The 18,889-nt window shown below is 38.6% G+C and carries 19 protein-coding genes; 12 read left to right on the plus strand and 7 right to left on the minus strand.

The genetic code is table 11. The features are described 5' to 3' along the window. Positions 1-25: 25 nt before the first annotated feature. A complete protein-coding gene (locus tag ABDW32_RS14225; RefSeq protein WP_343563485.1) occupies positions 26-2,512 on the minus strand; it encodes an OstA-like protein in 2,487 nt (828 codons plus the stop codon). A gap of 99 nt (positions 2,513-2,611) precedes the next feature. On the opposite strand from ABDW32_RS14225, the gene tilS reads away from it, so the two are divergent. The 7 genes from tilS (at position 2,612) to ABDW32_RS14260 (ending at position 7,547) form a co-directional block, all read left to right on the plus strand. Beyond that, a complete protein-coding gene (tilS, locus tag ABDW32_RS14230; protein ID WP_343563487.1) occupies positions 2,612-3,943 on the plus strand; it encodes a tRNA lysidine(34) synthetase TilS in 1,332 nt (443 codons plus the stop codon). Between the two features lie 34 nt (positions 3,944-3,977). Continuing rightward, positions 3,978-4,472: a hypothetical protein gene (locus ABDW32_RS14235; RefSeq protein ID WP_343563489.1), complete on the plus strand. Its 495-nt coding sequence runs from the start codon at positions 3,978-3,980 to the stop codon at positions 4,470-4,472. 88 nt (positions 4,473-4,560) lie between these two features. Next, on the plus strand, positions 4,561-4,881 hold the full coding sequence (locus ABDW32_RS14240; RefSeq protein WP_343563490.1) for a DUF4834 family protein: 321 nt from the start codon (positions 4,561-4,563) through the stop codon (positions 4,879-4,881). Positions 4,882-4,914: 33 nt separating this feature from the next. Next, a complete protein-coding gene (gene recF, locus ABDW32_RS14245; RefSeq protein WP_343563492.1) occupies positions 4,915-6,018 on the plus strand; it encodes a DNA replication and repair protein RecF in 1,104 nt (367 codons plus the stop codon). Beyond that, positions 6,011-6,340: a DUF721 domain-containing protein gene (locus ABDW32_RS14250; RefSeq protein WP_077437878.1), complete on the plus strand. Its 330-nt coding sequence runs from the start codon at positions 6,011-6,013 to the stop codon at positions 6,338-6,340. Before recF ends, ABDW32_RS14250 begins: the two co-directional genes overlap by 8 nt. A 15-nt stretch (positions 6,341-6,355) precedes the next feature. Then, positions 6,356-6,919, plus strand: coding sequence for a Crp/Fnr family transcriptional regulator (locus tag ABDW32_RS14255; protein ID WP_343563496.1), 564 nt, complete (start codon positions 6,356-6,358; stop codon positions 6,917-6,919). A gap of 193 nt (positions 6,920-7,112) precedes the next feature. After that, positions 7,113-7,547 (plus strand): SRPBCC domain-containing protein, encoded by a 435-nt coding sequence (locus ABDW32_RS14260; protein ID WP_343563498.1) that lies wholly within the window; start codon positions 7,113-7,115, stop codon positions 7,545-7,547. A 399-nt stretch (positions 7,548-7,946) separates the two neighbouring features. Here ABDW32_RS14260 and ABDW32_RS14265 read toward each other — a convergent pair whose 3' ends face one another. The 3 genes from ABDW32_RS14265 to sucC form a co-directional block, all read right to left on the minus strand. Beyond that, positions 7,947-8,567 carry an L-threonylcarbamoyladenylate synthase gene (locus tag ABDW32_RS14265; protein WP_343563500.1) on the minus strand — a complete coding sequence of 207 codons (621 nt, stop codon included), beginning with the start codon at positions 8,565-8,567 and terminating at the stop codon, positions 7,947-7,949. A 166-nt stretch (positions 8,568-8,733) separates the two neighbouring features. After that, a complete protein-coding gene (asnS, locus tag ABDW32_RS14270; RefSeq protein ID WP_343563502.1) occupies positions 8,734-10,179 on the minus strand; it encodes an asparagine--tRNA ligase in 1,446 nt (481 codons plus the stop codon). Positions 10,180-10,428: 249 nt separating this feature from the next. Beyond that, a complete protein-coding gene (gene sucC, locus ABDW32_RS14275; RefSeq protein ID WP_077437873.1) occupies positions 10,429-11,622 on the minus strand; it encodes an ADP-forming succinate--CoA ligase subunit beta in 1,194 nt (397 codons plus the stop codon). Positions 11,623-11,794: 172 nt separating this feature from the next. Here sucC and ABDW32_RS14280 point away from each other — a divergent pair, with 172 nt between their 5' ends. From ABDW32_RS14280 to ABDW32_RS14295, 4 genes are all read left to right on the plus strand, one after another. Then, positions 11,795-12,445, plus strand: coding sequence for an ABC transporter ATP-binding protein (locus ABDW32_RS14280; protein ID WP_343563712.1), 651 nt, complete (start codon positions 11,795-11,797; stop codon positions 12,443-12,445). Positions 12,446-12,532: 87 nt separating this feature from the next. Next, positions 12,533-13,012 carry a hypothetical protein gene (locus ABDW32_RS14285; protein WP_343563505.1) on the plus strand — a complete coding sequence of 160 codons (480 nt, stop codon included), beginning with the start codon at positions 12,533-12,535 and terminating at the stop codon, positions 13,010-13,012. 70 nt (positions 13,013-13,082) lie between these two features. After that, positions 13,083-13,613 (plus strand): HAD family hydrolase, encoded by a 531-nt coding sequence (locus ABDW32_RS14290; protein WP_343563507.1) that lies wholly within the window; start codon positions 13,083-13,085, stop codon positions 13,611-13,613. Between the two features lie 124 nt (positions 13,614-13,737). After that, the gene (locus tag ABDW32_RS14295; RefSeq protein WP_343563509.1) at positions 13,738-14,742 is read left to right on the plus strand and encodes a LacI family DNA-binding transcriptional regulator; all 1,005 of its coding nucleotides are present in this window, start codon (positions 13,738-13,740) and stop codon (positions 14,740-14,742) included. Positions 14,743-14,814: 72 nt separating this feature from the next. Here the strand turns inward: ABDW32_RS14295 and lpdA (ABDW32_RS14300) are convergent, their stop codons facing one another. Then, positions 14,815-16,203 carry a dihydrolipoyl dehydrogenase gene (gene lpdA, locus ABDW32_RS14300; protein WP_343563511.1) on the minus strand — a complete coding sequence of 463 codons (1,389 nt, stop codon included), beginning with the start codon at positions 16,201-16,203 and terminating at the stop codon, positions 14,815-14,817. A 244-nt stretch (positions 16,204-16,447) separates the two neighbouring features. On the opposite strand from lpdA (ABDW32_RS14300), the gene ABDW32_RS14305 reads away from it, so the two are divergent. Then, the gene (locus ABDW32_RS14305) at positions 16,448-16,747 is read left to right on the plus strand and encodes a DUF3817 domain-containing protein (protein ID WP_077437870.1); all 300 of its coding nucleotides are present in this window, start codon (positions 16,448-16,450) and stop codon (positions 16,745-16,747) included. Positions 16,748-16,926: 179 nt separating this feature from the next. Here the strand turns inward: ABDW32_RS14305 and ABDW32_RS14310 are convergent, their stop codons facing one another. Further along, on the minus strand, positions 16,927-17,331 hold the full coding sequence (locus ABDW32_RS14310) for a hotdog domain-containing protein (protein ID WP_343563513.1): 405 nt from the start codon (positions 17,329-17,331) through the stop codon (positions 16,927-16,929). Positions 17,332-17,398: 67 nt separating this feature from the next. Further along, a complete protein-coding gene (gene lpdA, locus ABDW32_RS14315) occupies positions 17,399-18,805 on the minus strand; it encodes a dihydrolipoyl dehydrogenase (RefSeq protein ID WP_343563515.1) in 1,407 nt (468 codons plus the stop codon). Positions 18,806-18,889 lie beyond the last annotated feature (84 nt).

Consider the following 18,889-nt stretch of genomic DNA (forward strand, 5'->3'; position numbering starts at 1 on the left):
AGGTTTTATCCTGTTTGTAGCTATTTTATTTCTTTTTGGACGTTTGGGTACTATCTTTTGACGATGGCGTCGAGATTTTTATAGTCGTTGAATCCTGTTTAATAGTTTTTTTGTCAGCAGATGGCGTGATGTGATCTTTTGTAAGACCTTTGGCTGTTGTAGCTTCGGATTTCGTTGTTCCTTCTGTTTTATTCGAAACGGCTTTCACTTCGTTTTTTGTGACTTCTGCTTTCTTTTCCTGCGCCTGTTTTTCATTTTTAGGTTTGGATTTCATTTTTCCATTTTCTTCGGTCTCCTTCTCAGCCGGAGCGGTGAAAGATGACTTTGAAAGGTCACGTTTTCTATTTAATAAGTCCGCTTTTGATTTAGGACGGTCTTCAGGGCGCCATATAAAGTTGGGCAAAAATTCTTTGTCTGCCGTAACTTCTGCAATAGGATAGACCTTTCCATCGACTTTTCTAATGGAAACGTATTCTTTGAGCTTATTGTCTTCCATCAGAATTTTAAAACGGCTACTCCGGTCATGAACGAGTTCCGTCGCTATATTTGTTTTCTCATCTATATTATAGAAAATATTTTCAGCATTTCCATCCACAAAGAGGCGTTCCATGCGGTTATTGGTAAAGAAACTGGTGATTTTTCGTCCCTTAATCTGATTGAACTTTAATGAGTCGCTTGTGGCATTAACCATAAATGCATTTCCAACCAACAAGGAGTTATCAAGTTTCTGGTTTTTCACTTGTAAGAATATGGTATCGCCTGATATCTGCGAATTCTCTGCCCACATCATCGGTTTTCCCATCAACCTAAACATCGAATCCTGCATGCCGTAATACATTGAATCGGCAACAGCCTGTAAATCGGATTTAAATAATCGTGCATTATAGTAGGCTTTTAGAATCCTGGTTTTAGCCGTATCCTGAGGCTGGGATTCTCGCTGCCCTTCTTGTGCATTTTTCAATGCAGTCCCCATAATCTTATCCGACTCCCCACCTTTCGGGATAATCGCTTTTTTACGTAATACGCTATCCGCTTTCAGGTTTTTCTCGATTTCCATGCGATTTTGATCGCCAACGATTATCGGTTGTTTTTTCGGAGTATTTTGCCTATTGATCGTAACTGAATCGGTTATTTTTTTTGCCTCTTTGCCAACGATCGGTTTCTTGATTTCATTTTTATGCAGACTATCTATGCCTTTTTGAAGACTATCTACGGCTTGTTGTAGGGTATCGGTTGAATCAACTTCTGAAGAAATGGAGTCTTTATCGCCATAATCAACCTCATTGTCTTCTTCGATGGCTCCTCCTTCACGGTTTAATTTAAAATCTCGTGCAATATAGTCACGTCGGAAGATCATCTGTGAGAATAAGGTGTCAGCAGTCATAAACACAGAATCCGTTTCGGAATTTTCCTTCAATTTTTCATCCTTGCTGAGGATATTTTTATTTTCCGCTATGTTTTTTTTCTGTTTATTATCAGTAGCAACCTCTGTTTTGCTGTTTTTTTCGCTGTCTTTCTGTTCCTCTTTCTCCGCTTTCTTTAATTCTTTTGCTTCTTTTTTTAGTTCCTTTTCAGATTTTTTCTGCACAGGTGAGAATGAGGAGGCAGTATCTTTTTTTGTGGAATCTTTCTTCACGACAGAGACCACCAGAGGTTTGTCTGTCATGGTGATGGATTCATTTCTTGCATTATAAAGCCCATATCCACCATAAGCATAGAATTTATCAAGCGTGTCTACAAAGACAACATTTTTCACTGCTTTACCGATGCCAACTTGTCTATCATAAAAAAGACTGTCCCCTTTGAGGAATTTAGTACCTTCCGTATATAGATTCTTTTTTGAAAAGTAGGCTTGACCAGTCGCCATATGATAACGGCCTTTCTCGGTATATAGGTTTTCACCCTTGTTTCCCTTCATATTTGTAGGACCGTAGAAGTCTGTTATACGGGTGTTGGCATTGTATTTCATGGAGTCGGTGTAGACCTTTACGTTGGTTGAGCGGACAACTACTTTTTGGTTAAAATAAGATTCGCCGGTATTTTCGAAATAGGTAGCCCGTTGGCTGGTAATCGTGTCACTTCCAGAGAGAATACGTCCGCCACTGTAGTAATTTCCAATTTTACTGCGCATGTTATACACCAGGTGATCGGTGGTCAATATTGATCCACTAGTACTGACCATGCGAACTGCTCCAGTCAATGTGGCCAACTGCATCGCTGCTTCATAATGTAGTTTGTTGGAAAATATCTGTGTACCATCGGGTTGGGTGATGATCACATTTCCATAGGCTTCGAAGAATTGTCTGCCCAATTTATCATTATGTAAATACCCACTGTCAGACGATAGTGTCGAACCAACATGCTCATAAACTGGACGGTAAAAAACCACGTTACCATTCTTTCCGGTAATAATATGCGACGAAGAAAGTAACTTTAATTCGTCCTGTTTCTGCGCTTGGACCGTCAAGCCAGTTAAAATTAATACAATCAGGGTAAAAATGTATTGTCTCACAAAGGCAAAAATATGGATTTTAATTGCTACTTTATTGGATTTCACAAATTTTAAGATGCGAATTTATCATTCAGCCAAAATATACCGTAACTTTGTTATATGAATGTGCTGGAAAGATTAAAGGGATATATTGAAAAGGAGCATTTAATGATGCCTCATGATAAAATATTGCTTACTGTAAGTGGTGGGAAAGATTCGATGTTGATGGCACATTTATTTGCGAAAGCGGGGTTTCAGATCGCTATTGCACACTGTAATTTCCAACTGCGTGGCGAGGATTCTGAACTGGATGAGGCTTTGGTACGAAAGTTTGCGACAGATAATGGTATTCCAATATTTGTCAATCAGTTTGATACGCTGACTTATGCCAAGGAAAATCAAATTTCCATTCAGATGGCAGCACGTGAACTCCGTTATACTTGGTTTGAGCAGCTCCGGGCGGAACTTCAATTTGACCGAATTGCTGTGGCCCAGCACCTCAATGATCATATCGAAACGGTCTTGCTTAATCTTTCACGTGGAACTGGTTTGCAGGGGCTTCAGGGTATCCTGCCTATACGCGATCGTATTATTCGGCCGCTTTTATTTCTCAAAGCCAGTGAAATTGAATATTACGTCCGGGAATATGCGATTGCCTATCGGGATGACCAATCTAACTTTTCAACAAAGTATGCACGCAATAGGATCAGAATAGATATTATACCTCATTTCAAAAAGCTACAACCTGATTTTGAACAAATTTTTGAACAGAATATTACACACTTTAAGGAATCTTATCACTTGCTACAACAGTTTGTTGATCCAATCCGGAACAAGCTTTTTCAGACTACCGGAGATGGTTGGGTTGTACGTAAGGAAGATCTGGAGGAATATCTGAATAATTTACCCTTGCTATACGAATTATTCTCCGGTTTTAATTTTTCAAAAGCAGTGTTAAGTGATCTACAGCAGGCTTGGAACAGGGAATCTGGTCGCATTTTTCAATCGGATTGTTATCATATGCTTTTGGATAGAAATGAACTTTTTATCAAAGAAAAGGAATTTATATCTGCCGATGAAGCGATTATCACTTCAGAAACATCAACTGTGGAATGGAAGCAGTATTGTTTCCATGTAGGAGCATCTACTGAGCTTGTTATCACAAACAACAAAGAGATCGCAAGGCTCGATTACGATCTTCTTGTTTTTCCATTAACGATTCGCTCTTGGAAGATCGGGGACAGCTTTTATCCATTAGGTATGGAAGGTAGAAAAAAGTTAAGTGATTTTTTCATCAATAAAAAGATCAGTTTATTCGAAAAGGAAAATATTCCCATTGTGGTCAATGGAAATGGCGATATATTGTGGTTAGCCAATTATCGTATGGATAATCGGTATAAGATTACCGCCAATACAAAAAAAGTCCTTACTTTAGTCTGTAAAAGCGATTAAGGCGCAAGTCTACTATCTCAATACTAAAAAAGAAATGAAAGAAGGTGTACTCTATTCGGAAAATCAATATTTAGGACGTGACCGCGTTTGGATAAGTGTGCGTTTGGTACTTGTTCTATTTTGCTTTACTGCATTTTATCTAAACCTTGATCACTTGATCTCAAGTCAATTGTTTTTTATCGTCGGAGTTGGGATTATTATTACATCTATTATCATGATGTATATGGTTCTGTTTCGTATTGAGGTATTTCAGGATCACGTTCTGATCAGCGGTCTTTGGTCTACACGTGTTGTGAAAATAGATTTAGGTTCCATTTCCAAGGTTGAAAAGGCTCCTTATAGTACATTCTTTTTTAACAATCCTGTTTATAACCTACATACAAAAGGAAAGATTAAGTTTTTTGCAGGCGGAAAAAACGCGGTATATCTAACGGATAAAGATGGATTAACTTATGTGCTGGGCACTCAAAGACAAGAAGAGTTGTACCGCGCGATCATGGAGACAAAAGGGAAATTGGGAAAGTCTTAAAATTTGTTAATATTTCTTATCTGACAATTTAAAGACAACAGTTTATCGAGTTATTGGTTAAATTTGAGGAAATAGCAACGAATTAACTATGGCATTTTTAAAATTTATACTTATTACATTCGCTGTTTACTTTGTAGTAAGATTCTTATTCAAATTATTTTTACCGTTCGCAATGCGTAAAGCAGCTGAAAAGCTAATGAAAAAAGCGCAGGAACAGGGCGGAGCATATAGTAGCCAAGGACAGGGAGGTACTTTTTATTACGAATTTACCGGTCAAGGGCAGCAAGAACGTAAAAGATCACAACCTGAAGGTAAAATCAAGGTTGACTATATTCCACCAAAGGAAACTCCCGAGCGTAAGGGAACAGAAACTGCGGGTGAGTTTGTCGATTTTGAGGAAATAAAATAATTTTTAGCCGTCCAAATAGCGTATCTTTGTGCTATGTGGCTGAAGCAACTTTCTGTTCTAAATTTTAAGAATTACTCGGAATCTTTTTTGGAATTCCTACCTGAAGTAAACGCTTTTACAGGAAATAATGGTGTAGGGAAAACCAATTTATTGGATGCGATCCACTACTTGTCGCTTTGTAAAAGCTATTTTAACCCCATTGATTCACAACATATCAAGTCTGGTCATGATTGGTTTATGGTGCAGGGAGAATTTGATAAAGACTCCAATAGTGATGTTATTTCCTGCAGTTTAAAAAAGAACCAAAAAAAGCAGTTTAAAAAGAATAAAAAAGATTATCCTCGATTGGCTGACCATATTGGCCTTTTCCCTTTGGTGATGATATCGCCAAATGATAGTGTTATCGTTACAGATGGTAGCGAAGAACGCCGGAAATTTGTGGATAATGTGATTTCGCAAACGGACAATAAATACCTTGATACCTTAATTGTCTATAACAAGTTTCTGACTCAACGAAATACCCTGTTGAAGCAGGCCCGCCAGACCAATGTCTTAGATTTGGGTGTAATTGAAATTCTTAACTTTCAACTGGAGGAAGTTGGCAATATTATCTTTGAGAAGAGGAGATCATTTATGGCGGAGTTCCAGCCCGAATTTGATCGACATTATCAATTTCTGACCGAGGATGCCGAATCTGTACAGCTACACTATGAATCACCACTAATGTTAGATTCTTTCTTGAATATTCTAGAAAAGAACCTTGAGCGTGATCGTATGCTGGAACGCACTAGCCAGGGAATTCATAAGGATGATTTAATATTTACCATTCATGGTGGAATGCCACTGAAAAAGTTTGGTTCTCAAGGCCAACAAAAATCATTTCTCATTGCTTTGAAACTTGCCCAATATTCCTATTTACAACAGAAAAAAGGATTTAAACCCTTACTTCTCCTAGATGATATTTTTGACAAACTGGACGATCGTCGCACGCATAAATTAATGCAGATGGTTTCTGATGATGATTTTGGGCAAATCTTTCTAACGGATACGGACTCAAAAAGAATTCAACGAATCTTTGACGAAATCAATCGCCCTGTTCGTATATTTGGTATCGAAGGAGGACAAGTGAATGTATAAGAAGCAACCAACGAAAAAGAGCCTAGAATTTATTCGGTCGAGCGATGATATGACCATTAAGCAGGGGGTAGAGCGTCTGCTCGAAGCTTACAAGCTGCGTCGAAAATTTGACGAGACCTCCATCGCTTCGGTATGGCCTCAATTGATTGGAAAAGCAATTGCCAATCGTACCCAGCAACTTTATGTACGTGACAAAAAGTTATTTGTGCGTGTAGAGTCAGCTGTCATTAAAAACGAACTGGCATTAATGCGTCGACAAATCCTTGGAAGGGTAAATGAGTATGTCGGGCATGTCATTATCGAAGAAGTCGTGATTTTATAATCTGCTCATGTAGATATGTTTAATCAATTGTTTGAAAACCTATTTCCTCTTCCTGAAGCTGCACGTGCAAAGTTGTTTGCACATTTTGAACGAGTGGAATTCAAGCGGGGTGACTATCTCATTAAAGAAGGAGACTACTCTTCCAATTTATTTGTTATTGAATCCGGACTAATCCGTCAATATGGCTGGAGTAAAAAAGGTGAATTTACGCAGTGGATTGGTACCGCTAATCATTTCGTTACCGATCTCGCATCTTTTATTTTTGATGTTCCTTCCAAATGGAATTTTCAATGTATCAGTGACTGTCGTATGTATCGTTTGTCAAAATCAGATTACCAAAAAATGGAATCTGAGGTTAATGAATGGAATAAATTTGAGAAAGCATTTTTGGCAAAATGTTTCGGAGCAATGGAACAGCGAATTTCAGATTTTATTTGTTTGACGGCAGAAGAACGTTATCAACAGTATTTTGAACAATATAAGCCTCTGTTTTACCAAATACCGCTTCAATATATTGCCTCCGTCTTGGGCATGAGTCCTGAAACACTTAGTCGTATCCGCAGTAAAATGAGTTCTTGATAAAAGTCAAGAGCTGTATCCCTTTCTTATCCTAGTTTTGTCTTATCTCCATGAGCGGTTATACGCTTTCGGTTTATAAATGGAGTCGAAACAACATCAATTCAATGAAACCATCATGGAATATAGCGACCAACATGGTTGTCTAAAATCCGTATATGAAGCTTCATGATACATGAATAAAACGATGATAATAATGAAAAAGATTGAGACAAGTATTACGATTAAGGCAAGCGTCGAAGAAGTATGGCAAGTATTGACGGATTTTAAGGCTTATCCATTATGGAGTCCGACCATTAAGTATTTTGAAGGGCAACCGGTCGAAGGAAAGCGTTGTGCGGTTCTATTGGAGCCGCCTGATGGCTTTAAAATAAAGATGAATCCCCGCTTTTTGAGTATTAATCCCAATTGCGAGCTACGCTGGAAAGGAGAACTGTTTATTCCGGGAATCTTTGATGGCGAACATTATTTTATATTAGAGCAAGCGGGCGAGGGGGAAGTTCGATTTATTCAAGGGGAGTTGTTTTCAGGTTTATTGATCCCATTTTGCAAAAAGTTGCTGTTAACAACCAGTCATGGTTTTGACCTCTTCAATAAGGCGATAAAGCAATATGTGGAACAAAAGGATTAACTTTCAACAGTCGGATGTGGATATGGTGTAATTTTGCACAACGAACTTGCATGTGTAAGCATATTCTAGGTTGTTATAAACATTTTTGTGTGGATAACCGGGTAGTTATACACATTTTAGGTTGCTTTGACGATTTTATTTCTTATGTTATTCACATTTATATGTTAGTAAGTGTAGGTTTATTCACATTTTCGGTTCGTGCAATGACTAATGTATTCCACTTATTAACATTTTGTATGTTAATAAGTGGTTGTTTTTGTTGATAAGTTGAAATTGAGATAGAATAAAGAGATCTTATACACAAAATACTAACAGCCCAATTTGCGCTGATTTCTATTGGTTGCAAAGCTGCTTGTTGGGATATTAAGGAGTGGGAGGATATTTTGGGAAAACGACATACTATAGGAATTGTTCCAGATCCCCCTTTCCCTCACGAACAATATCAAAGGTTCCCTCTGTTAGGTCTACTACCGTCGAAGCGACATTGTCTCCGTAACCTCCATCAATCACGGCATCCACAAGGTCTTGATACTTTTCGTAGATCAATTCCGGATCAGTGGAATATTCAATAATCTCATCTTCATCGTGAATGGAAGTCGTTACAATCGGATTCCCCAATTGCTTGACGATTTCCCGAACAATATTATTGTCAGGCACACGTATTCCTACGGTTTTCTTCTTTGAACTTAATAGCTTGGGTACTTTGGTTGTTGCGTTAAAGATAAATGTAAAAGGTCCTGGTAATGCCTTTTTGAGAACACGAAAGACTGCAGTATCAAAAGATTTGGTGTATTGTGAAATATCGGTCAGGTCATAGCAGATAAAGGAAAGGTTCGCTTTATCCGGTTTTAATCCCCTGATCTCACATACGCGTTCAATAGCCTTTTGTTGGGTAATATCACAGCCGATACCATATACGGTATCTGTAGGATAAATGATTACACCGCCACGTTTGAGAATATCTACAGCCTGTGCTATGGCTTTTGGATTGGGATTGTCGTTGTATATTTTAATGAGCATATCTACTATCGTCTTATTTATCAAGTAATATGGAAATCGTATTTTTATTCAGGAATCCGTCGAACAAGACAGATATCATACCTGATTTTTCGAACAATTATCCAAATGCGTATCTATCTAAAAGAACAACAGCCAAAATATTTTGTTTTGGCTGTTGTTCTTTATCTTAAAATTCTGCGTTTTTTGGAGTGCGGGGGAACGGTATCACGTCCCGGATGTTTGTCATGCCAGTTGTGAATAATACCAGTCGTTCAAAACCCACACCAAATCCTGAATGTGGTACTGAACCAAAGCGGCGTGTATCCAAGAACCATTCCATCTCTTCTGCTGGTATGCCTACTTCTGCCATACGCGCCAATAGGCGGTCAAGGTTTTCCTCACGTTGCGAACCACCGACCATTTCGCCAATGCCTGGGAAAAGAATATCCATGGCGCGGACAGTATTGCGTCCCTGAGCATCAGGCTCGTTTTGTTTCATGTAAAACGATTTGATCTCCCTTGGGTAATCAGTCAAGATAACAGGTTTCTTAAAGTGTTTCTCAACCAAGTAACGTTCGTGTTCAGATTGTAAATCTGCTCCCCAATCGTCAATTAAATATTTGAATTGTTTCTTTTGATTTGGCTTGCTACGTTTTAATATTTCAATAGCATCGGTATATGTTACACGTTCGAAATCGTTCGTTAATACAAAGTTTAACTTCTCTACCAAATTTAATTCAGAACGTTCCGCTGCAGGTTTGGATTTCTCTTCTTCCAACAAACGGTTTTTTAAAAACTCAATTTCCTCAGGACAGTTTTCCAAAGCGTATTTGATCACGTATTTTAATAAAGCTTCGGCCAAATCCATGTTGTCTTCCAACTCGTAGAAAGCCATTTCTGGTTCGATCATCCAGAATTCAGCCAAGTGACGAGTCGTATTTGAGTTTTCTGCCCTAAAGGTCGGGCCAAAAGTATAGATGTTTCCAAAGGCCATTGCTCCAAGCTCGCCTTCTAATTGGCCGGAGACCGTAAGATTGGTAGATTTTCCAAAGAAATCCTCTTTGAAATCAATTTCTCCATTTTCTTTACGTGGAGGGTTGTTTAGATCCAATGTCGTTACCTGAAACATTTCACCCGCACCTTCGGCATCAGAACCTGTGATAATCGGTGTGTGCATGTACACAAAATCATTTTCCTGGAAAAATTTATGCACGGCGAATGCTAGCGCGTTACGTACTTTAAACACCGCATTGAATGTACCTGTACGGAAACGTAAGTGCGCAATTTCACGTAGAAATTCCAAACTGTGCTTCTTCGGCTGTAAAGGATATTTTTCAGGATCTGAATCACCTATAATACTTACCTCTGTTGCTTTAACTTCTACTTTTTGTCCCTTACCTAGCGATTCTATCAATTGACCTTTTACACGAACTGCAGCTCCAGTAGTAATACGCTTTAGGATATCTTCAGGTGTATTTTCAAAATCGACTACCGCTTGAATATTATTGATTGACGAACCGTCATTAATTGCTATAAATTGATTGTTACGGAAAGTTCTTACCCAACCTTTAACAACGACCTCTTTGCCGAATTCTGTGGCATTCAATAGTTCCTTTATTCTTGTGTGTTCCATCTTAATTTTTGGAGAATGACTTGTAAAAGATGCTTTGTTAAAAAAGCAATACAAAAATAAGCTATTCTGTTGGTTTATTGGGTATAAATGTTGATTTAATTCGCTGAATGAAGGATCAATAACCCATTTGACTTATTTTTTGCGTACCGAAATTTGAATTAAAGCCAACAAAGGGCAGGCGTTTTTCAGGCAAAAAAAAGCGGATCAACTGAGTCGATCCGCTTTTAAGCTTTATGATGATTGAAGGAATTATCCTTTCAATACTTTCGTTACTAATTCAGCCGCTTCTTTCAATAAGATTGCAGAATAAACTTGTAAGCCTGACTCATCAATTAATTTTTTAGCTTCTTCGGCATTTGTACCTTGAAGACGGACGATGATAGGCACAGGAATATTGCCAATTTCACTGTAAGCATCGATTACACCTTGTGCTACACGGTCACAACGAACGATACCACCGAAGATGTTGATCAAAATTGCTTTTACATTAGGGTCTTTCAAAATGATATTGAAACCTGCTTTTACTGTTTCAGCATTTGCAGTACCGCCAACATCTAAGAAGTTTGCAGGTTCTCCACCAGCCAATTTGATGATGTCCATGGTTGCCATTGCAAGACCAGCACCGTTCACCATACAACCTACGTTACCATCTAGTTTAACATAGTTCAAGTTTGATTCACCAGCTTCAACTTCCGTTGGATCTTCTTCTGTTACGTCGCGCATAGCTGCGTAATCAGGATGACGGTATAATGCGTTCTCGTCAAGATTTACTTTAGCGTCGACCGCTAAGATCTTGTCATCAGAAGTTTTTAATACCGGATTGATCTCGAACATCGAAGAGTCAGTAGAATCGTATGCTTTGTAAAGCGCAGCAACAAATTTTACCATTTCTTTGTGAGCAGCACCAGAAAGACCTAGATTGAAGGCGATTTTGCGTGCTTGGAATCCTTGTAAGCCTACTTTTGGATCGATTTCTTCTTTGAAGATCAAGTGCGGTGTTTTCTCTGCAACTTCTTCAATGTCCATACCACCTTCTGTAGAGTACATAACGATGTTACGACCTTTAGCGCGGTCCAATAGGACAGACATATAGAATTCTTTTGTTTCGCTTTCGCCTGGATAGTAAACGTCTTGAGCGATCAAAACTTTGTTTACTTTTTTACCTTCAGGTCCAGTTTGAGGCGTTACTAATTGCATACCAATGATGTCAGTAGCTCTTTGTTTGACTTCATCTAAGTTCTTAGCTAACTTGACACCACCACCTTTACCACGGCCACCAGCGTGAATTTGAGCTTTGACAACAACCCAGTCAGAATTGTAGTCTTCTTTCATTTTTTTAGCCGCTTCCACAGCTTGCTCTGGAGTATCTGCTACGATACCTTCCTGTACGCGCACACCAAAGCTCTTTAGTATTTGTTTTCCTTGATATTCGTGAATGTTCATTTGCAAAAATATTTGGCGTAAAAATATGTTTTTTTGAGGGATAAGACAAGGAATAAATTGCTCTTTTATCTATTTTTTGACATTTGTGAAAAATAAAATGGCTGAAATTGAGAAATAACAGCATATTTATTCAAAGGTGTGTTATCGTAAATTTATTTATCTTTGCCCTATGATGTTACAAGCCAAAGGAATTCACAAAGCTTATGGGGCATTGCCCATCTTAAAAGGCGTTGACATAACTGTAGAAAAGGGTGAAATTGTGAGTATTGTCGGGGCCTCAGGAGCAGGTAAAAGTACACTTTTACATATTATCGGCACATTGGATAAGCCAGATCAGGGTTCGGTATTTATCAATGGTGTTGATATCCATAAGCTGAATGCTAAAAAGCTGAGTGCATTTCGTAATGAACATATTGGTTTCGTTTTTCAATTCCATCACTTGTTGCCCGAATTTACGGCTTTGGAAAATGTGTGTATTCCAGCATTTATCCATGGACAGGGGCGTGCTGAAGCTGAGAAGAAAGCAAAAGAACTATTGGAGCTACTTGGGGTTTCGCATCGCATTGGCCATAAACCTGCCGAGATGTCGGGGGGAGAACAGCAACGGGTGTCTGTTGCACGGGCATTAATGAATGATCCTGCTGTTATTTTGGCGGACGAACCTTCAGGAAATTTGGACTCTGAAAATGCGGCAGCGCTACATCAGCTGTTTTTTGATCTCAGAAACAAATTTCAACAAACATTTATCATCGTAACCCATAATGAAGAACTAGCTCGTATATCAGACCGAACAATTCATATGCGTGACGGGTTGGTTGTTTAGATCAGGGATAGAACCCAAGAGACTAGCGCTAAATTGATTGAACAGAGCTTTGATAGCTTCATTGCCGATGAAAAACAAATTATTTTGATGAAGAAAATATTAATAACTTTCGGAACCAGACCGCTGGCAATGCGTATTGCTAGAAAACTTTCAGGTAGTTTTGAAGTTTTGTATGCGAGTTCGGAAGAGATTCCTGAGTTGCTTTTAAAATCCGGGAATTACGCAGTCATTCCAAAGGGCCTGCTACCAACTTTTGCACATGAGGTACTAAAATTGAGTTTAGACCGAGAGGTTGACTATGTGTTACCCTTAGGCGGTTTCGAACTGGAACCATTGGCCAAAGCCAAAGTTTTGTTTGATGAATATCAGATTTCAGTTCTTGTGCCCGATATGGATATTCTTGAAACTTTTTCTATCATTGAAAACCCACCGGCTGATTTTCCTTATGTCTTGCTTTCAAAGGGCAATAATTTGTTAGGAGAGGAGCTATACGAAAATATGTTAGATGGACTTTTTGTCACTTCGGATTCCGCTGAGGAGTTTGCATTAGTCTGTGTGTCGAAGTAATATAATCTATATGCTGCTCATTGTTTGTTCGGTTTTATACTCAACGTTTTTAATTTAAAGTCTATTTGTGATGATGTTCCCAGAAGAAAAGAAAGTGTATGTCTTTGAATTAGACGATGTTCTTTTTCCAAAAAAAGACTATTTACTCCAAGTTTATTACCTCTTTGCAAATTTTATCGAATTTACGGAGACTTTCCCACCACAGGCTGATTTGGTCAATTTTATGAAAAACCATTTGGAAAATCAAGGCGAAGAATCGTTATTCGAACATGCGCAAAGTACATTTGGATTTGACATGAAGTACAAGGAGAATTTTGAAAGATTACATGTAAATGCGGTATTACCGCTTAAGCTGAATCTTTTTGAGCATATTGCTACACTCTTTTCGCAATTGAAGGCGGAAGGCAAGAAAATATGTGTTTTGACGAAAGGAAACCCATTGGAGCAATTGAATAAGGTGAAATTTGTGGATTGGGGGGAGTTTAGCAATCAGGTGAAAATTTATTTTCAGGATGAGCTTGCCTTCCGACAAATAAACCCTACTCAATTTTTAGCAGAGGAATTTGCTGTGGATACCACTGCGATTCAATTTGTGGACTAAGGTTGCATTGATTATCTTTGTATTGTCTACCAACGATGTCTTGACTATAAAAAGTAAACATTGTTGAAAAAAGATTATGATTAGGGACATAAAACCCCTATTTTTATATAAAGCCCTTGGATTTATGAATAAAGTGAACAAGCCTGCCACGATTAAGGAAATTGCCAAGAAGCTGAAAATCAGTCCTTCCACGGTTTCAAGAGCGTTGAATGATCATCCAAGTATTGGATTGGTAACAACAATGCGTGTAAAAAAAATGGCCGAAGAATTGAACTACGAACCCAATCAGACTGCCATATTTTTTAAACAGCGCAAAACATTTACCATTGCAGTGATTTTGCCGAGTCTATCGGAACCATTTTTTTCTTTTGCGATCAGTGAAATAGAAAATGTTGCTTCGGCACAACGGTATACTGTTTTAATGGGACAGTCATTGGATGATCCAGATCGGGAAGAACAGATTCTAAAGACATTTAAAAATCATCGCGTAGATGGCATCCTGATGTCTATAGGCAAGAAGACAACGAATTTGGAGTTTATTGAAAAACTGGAGTCTTCAGGAATTCCGGTTGTCTTTTTTGATTGTGTTCCTAGCCTGCCGAATATCAATAAAGTTCAAAGTGACCTATCCACTGGCATGAATGAGGCTGTTGATGCTTTTGTTGCCCGTGGTCATAAAGTGATTGCTTTGGTCAATGGCCCCAGCACACTACCGGCGAGCGAAGATAGAAAAGTTGCTTACTTATCCGCCATGAAACGTAATGGAATGGATATCCTTGAAAAAAATATTATTGAGACTGATCTAAGTACAGAAGGAAATGAAAAAGCGATGGATAGCATATTTGCGATGTCCGAAAGACCTTCGGCGATTATTTCTTTTAATGACTTCGTTACATTGGATCTGATGAAGGCGGCACGTCATAAGGGATTGGTCTTAAACCAGGATATTTTCTTCATCAGTTATGCGAATTACCCACTTTGGCAATATATGGAAAACCCACCAATGGGGCGTATCGAACAGTTTCCGGGCATGCAGGCACGTAAGGCTGCCGAGATTTTATTTGAGCGGATCGAGAATTCAGATATAGCAGATCAACAAATTGTATTTAAGTCTAGATTGGTGATGTAGTTCTCTACTAAATGACAAAAAAGAAGGGAAAATCGTTCGATTTTCCCTTCTTTTTTGTCTATATGTGATTGACTATAAATGAATCACTTCACCGTATGCATCAGCACATGCTTCCATGATCGCTTCACTCATGGTTGGGTGCGGATGGATTGTTTTGATCATCTCATGTCCTGTTGTTTCCAATTTACGGGCAACAACAACTTCAGCGATCATTTCGGTAACATTCGCTCCGATTAAGTGGGCACCTAAAAATTCACCGTATTTTGCGTCAAAGATAACCTTAACAAAACCGTCTTTTGCTCCAGCTGCAGAAGCTTTTCCAGAAGCAGAGAATGGGAACTTACCAACTTTAACTTCATATCCAGCTTCTTTTGCTGCTTTTTCGGTATAACCGACAGAAGCAATCTCTGGAGAACAGTAAGTACAGCCAGGGATATTGTTATAATCAATAGGTTCTACATGAAGACCTTTGATTTTTTCAACGCAAGTAATGCCTTCGGCAGAGGCAACGTGAGCTAAGGCTTGACCTTTTACGATGTCACCAATAGCGTACACACCTTCAATATTTGTTTTGTAGAAATCATCTACGACAACGCGGCCACGGTCAGTTTTAACGCCAACCTCTTCCAAACCGATGTTTTCAATGTTCGGAGCAATCCCCACAGCAGATAATACTACCTCCGCTTCGATTACCTCAATACCTTTTTCAGTTTTGATGGAAACTTTGCTCAATTCGCCAGATGTGTCAACGGATTGGACTTCAGATTTAGTAAGGATATTAATGCCTTGTTTCTTTAAGCTTTTCTCTAGTTGTTTTGAGATTTCTTCATCTTCAACAGGAACAATCCTATCCATAAACTCTACGATGGTCACTTTTGTTCCAATTGCATTATAGAAATAAGCAAATTCAACACCGATCGCACCCGAGCCAACAACAACTAGAGATTTTGGTTGCTTAGGTAATGTCATTGCCTGACGGTATCCAATGATTTTTTTACCGTCCTGAGGCAAGTTAGGCAATTCACGTGAACGTGCACCTGTAGCTAGGATAGTGTGTTTTGCCGCATATTCTTTGGTAGAACCGTCTGCACCTTTCACATCGATTTTACCACCTTTTTTAATTTTTGCAGTTCCATTGATGACATCAATTTTATTCTTTTTCATCAAGAACTGAATACCTTTACTCATTCCTTCAGCTACGCCGCGGCTTCTTTTGACGATAGCTTCGAAATCAGCCTCACCACCTTGAACATTGATGCCGTAATCTGCGGCATGGTTTAAATATTCAAATACTTGAGCACTTTTCAATAATGCTTTTGTAGGGATACAGCCCCAGTTTAGACAGATTCCGCCTAATGATTCGCGTTCAATAATCGCTGTTTTGAACCCTAACTGAGCGGCTCTAATGGCAGCAACATACCCGCCTGGACCACTACCGATTACAATGATGTCGTAATTCATATAAATAAATATTCTGTAGTTGAGTGTTATAGCTTCAAATACCAAAGTATTGAACCATATATTCATTCAAAAGTACGTATTTTTTCTGATGAATATGAACTATTTATTGTAAAATTGGCGGTTTTTGATAAAACAATGTCAACGTCTGCGCGACAATGTCACGACTTGGTAAAAGGACAAAAAATAATGGGCTAACCGTATTTAGAGTCTTATTTTTGGAGTTCACAATACACAGTTTATCATTATGTTAAGAATATTTAGACAGATTGCTTTGTGGGAGGCTATTTCCACGATTTGCTTGTTTTTTATTGCCATGCCGCTGAAATATTTTGCTGGAATACCAGAGGCTGTTAAGATCGCAGGATCCATCCATGGCTTTTTTGTCGTTATATTCGTTGTGATGCTTATTATGTCTACTGTTGAATATAAATGGCCTATTTTAAAAGCTGTAAAGTACTTTTTAGCTTCTTTGGTTCCAATTTTGGGTTTTTGGGTCGAATTGGATTTAAAGAAAGAAATCGAAGGCAAAAGACAGAAATATTAACAGTAAGATTTATGCTAACCCTATCGCGATCCTAGTTGGATAAGCCAGGAGTTTAATAGGTTTAGCAGGTACGATTGCACTTAAAATAATTTATGGCCGTGCAATTACACGTAAAATTTTATAAAGATTATGCGTCTATGTTATGATGCATCAATAAACTGAGAAAACAGGAGAGATGTTTACTCATCTCGTCCTGTTTTCTCGATGCCCATATAGGCATAAGTGATGCTATTTTTCCCATGTGGCACAGGATTTCCATCTTCATCTAAATTTACAAACACAAGTTTATCAATGGATAGGATTGTTTTCTTTGAGATTTTGTTTCTGACCTCACAACGCATCGTCAATGATGTCGTTCCAAAGTTGGTAGCTTCAATACCTAGCTCTAAAATATCCCCTTGTTTTGCAGAATTCACAAAATTGATTTCAGAAATAAACTTTGTCACTACTTTTGGATTTCCCAATTGCACAATAGCGTAAATGACAGCTTCTTCATCGATCCAACGCAATAATGTTCCACCGAACAATGTTCCGTTGGGATTAAGATCTTCGGGTTTGACCCATTTTCTTGTATAAAAATTCATCTGATATAGGTATTTATAAGAAAGGGGAAAAGTTTCCTTTTCCCCTTAAATTTATGCTATTTAACGCTTAAGCGTGTATTGCTCTATTCGCTGTTGCCGCTAATGCAGCCTCTTTAAGTGCTTCTGTATAGGTTGGGTGAGCATGGCAAATACGTGCAATGTCTTCTGCAGAAGCGCGGTATTCCATGGCTACCGTAGCCTCACCGATCATGTCCGCTGCGCGTGGCCCGATCATATGTACGCCTAACACCTCGTCAGTTGTTGCATCGGCTAATACTTTGACAAAACCATCCGTATCGCCAGAAGCTTTTGCACGACCAGAAGCTTTGAAAGAGAAAGATCCAGCTTTATATTTCACGCCAGCTTCCTTCAATTGTTCTTCTGTTTTTCCAACTGATGCCACTTCCGGCCACGTATACACAACGCCAGGGATTAGGTTGTAGTCGATGTGTGGTTTTTGTCCAGCAATATATTCCGCAACATATACACCCTCATCCTCTGCTTTGTGCGCCAACATCGCTCCAGTGATCACATCACCGATAGCAAATACGCCTTGTACAGCGGTTTCTAAGTGAGCATTTACCGGAATTTTCTTTCCTCTTTCTTCGACAGTGATGCCGATATTTTCTAAGCCTAAGCCTTCAGAGTATGCTGTACGTCCAACAGCTACGATACAATAATCACCTTCTAGGGTTACTTCTTGTCCTTTTGGGTCCTCTGCGGTTACTTTTACAACTTTACCTTTTGCCGAAGCTCCAGTCACTTTGTGACCTAAATAGAACTCCATGCCCAAAGATTTTTTCAAAACCCGTTGTAGTTCTTTTCCTAAGCCACCATCCATTGTACCGATGATCGATTTTGCAAATTCAACAACTGAAACTTTTGAACCTAAACGAGCATATACTGAACCTAATTCCAAACCAATGACACCACCACCGATAACGATAAGATGTTTTGGAACTTCTTTTAGATTCAGGGCTTCCGTAGAAGTGATGATTCTTTTTTTGTCAACAGGTAAAAATGGTAAAGAAGTTGGTTTTGAACCCGTAGCAATAATGACATTTTTAGCAGTGATCTGCTCCGTAGAACCATCTGCTTTTGTTATTTTGATGGTGTTTTTGTCCACAAATGAACCTACACCCTGGAAACTGTCAATTTTGTTTTTCTTAAATAAGAAAGTGATACCAGCAGTATTTTGAGCAATAACATCGTCCTTACGGGCAATCATCTTTGCCATATCTACTTTTAGGTCTTTTAAACTGATGCCAAATGCATCAAAATTATGGGCAGCATTGTGGTAATGCTCCGATGAATCTAAAAGCGCTTTTGAAGGAATACATCCAACGTTAAGACAAGTACCACCAAATGTGCTATATTTTTCAATAACAGCTGTTTTTAATCCTAATTGGGCACAACGGATAGCTCCTACATATCCGCCTGGACCACTTCCGATTACAATTACGTCGTATTGCATTGATTACGTTTTAATTTTTAGTAGTACAAATTTAATGATTATTAATGGGATAGGAAATCAAAACTTGCGATTTGTAACCGAATA

This window comes from Sphingobacterium sp., assembly GCF_039596235.1.
In the GTDB taxonomy this organism is placed as follows: domain Bacteria; phylum Bacteroidota; class Bacteroidia; order Sphingobacteriales; family Sphingobacteriaceae; genus Sphingobacterium.

What these genes read in the sequence shown, in the direction of transcription:
- tilS (WP_343563487.1), top strand. Translation starts at nt 2,612, where the DNA reads ATGAATGTGCTGGAAAGATTAAAGGGATATATTGAAAAGGAGCATTTA.
- ABDW32_RS14235 (WP_343563489.1), top strand. Translation starts at nt 3,978, where the DNA reads ATGAAAGAAGGTGTACTCTATTCGGAAAATCAATATTTAGGACGTGAC.
- ABDW32_RS14240 (WP_343563490.1), top strand. Translation starts at nt 4,561, where the DNA reads ATGGCATTTTTAAAATTTATACTTATTACATTCGCTGTTTACTTTGTA.
- recF (WP_343563492.1), top strand. Translation starts at nt 4,915, where the DNA reads ATGTGGCTGAAGCAACTTTCTGTTCTAAATTTTAAGAATTACTCGGAA.
- ABDW32_RS14250 (WP_077437878.1), top strand. Translation starts at nt 6,011, where the DNA reads ATGTATAAGAAGCAACCAACGAAAAAGAGCCTAGAATTTATTCGGTCG.
- ABDW32_RS14255 (WP_343563496.1), top strand. Translation starts at nt 6,356, where the DNA reads ATGTTTAATCAATTGTTTGAAAACCTATTTCCTCTTCCTGAAGCTGCA.
- ABDW32_RS14260 (WP_343563498.1), top strand. Translation starts at nt 7,113, where the DNA reads ATGAAAAAGATTGAGACAAGTATTACGATTAAGGCAAGCGTCGAAGAA.
- ABDW32_RS14265 (WP_343563500.1), bottom strand. Translation starts at nt 8,567, where the DNA reads ATGCTCATTAAAATATACAACGACAATCCCAATCCAAAAGCCATAGCA.
- asnS (WP_343563502.1), bottom strand. Translation starts at nt 10,179, where the DNA reads ATGGAACACACAAGAATAAAGGAACTATTGAATGCCACAGAATTCGGC.
- sucC (WP_077437873.1), bottom strand. Translation starts at nt 11,622, where the DNA reads ATGAACATTCACGAATATCAAGGAAAACAAATACTAAAGAGCTTTGGT.
- ABDW32_RS14280 (WP_343563712.1), top strand. Translation starts at nt 11,795, where the DNA reads ATGTTACAAGCCAAAGGAATTCACAAAGCTTATGGGGCATTGCCCATC.
- ABDW32_RS14285 (WP_343563505.1), top strand. Translation starts at nt 12,533, where the DNA reads ATGAAGAAAATATTAATAACTTTCGGAACCAGACCGCTGGCAATGCGT.
- ABDW32_RS14290 (WP_343563507.1), top strand. Translation starts at nt 13,083, where the DNA reads ATGATGTTCCCAGAAGAAAAGAAAGTGTATGTCTTTGAATTAGACGAT.
- ABDW32_RS14295 (WP_343563509.1), top strand. Translation starts at nt 13,738, where the DNA reads ATGAATAAAGTGAACAAGCCTGCCACGATTAAGGAAATTGCCAAGAAG.
- lpdA (WP_343563511.1), bottom strand. Translation starts at nt 16,203, where the DNA reads ATGAATTACGACATCATTGTAATCGGTAGTGGTCCAGGCGGGTATGTT.
- ABDW32_RS14305 (WP_077437870.1), top strand. Translation starts at nt 16,448, where the DNA reads ATGTTAAGAATATTTAGACAGATTGCTTTGTGGGAGGCTATTTCCACG.
- ABDW32_RS14310 (WP_343563513.1), bottom strand. Translation starts at nt 17,331, where the DNA reads ATGAATTTTTATACAAGAAAATGGGTCAAACCCGAAGATCTTAATCCC.
- lpdA (WP_343563515.1), bottom strand. Translation starts at nt 18,805, where the DNA reads ATGCAATACGACGTAATTGTAATCGGAAGTGGTCCAGGCGGATATGTA.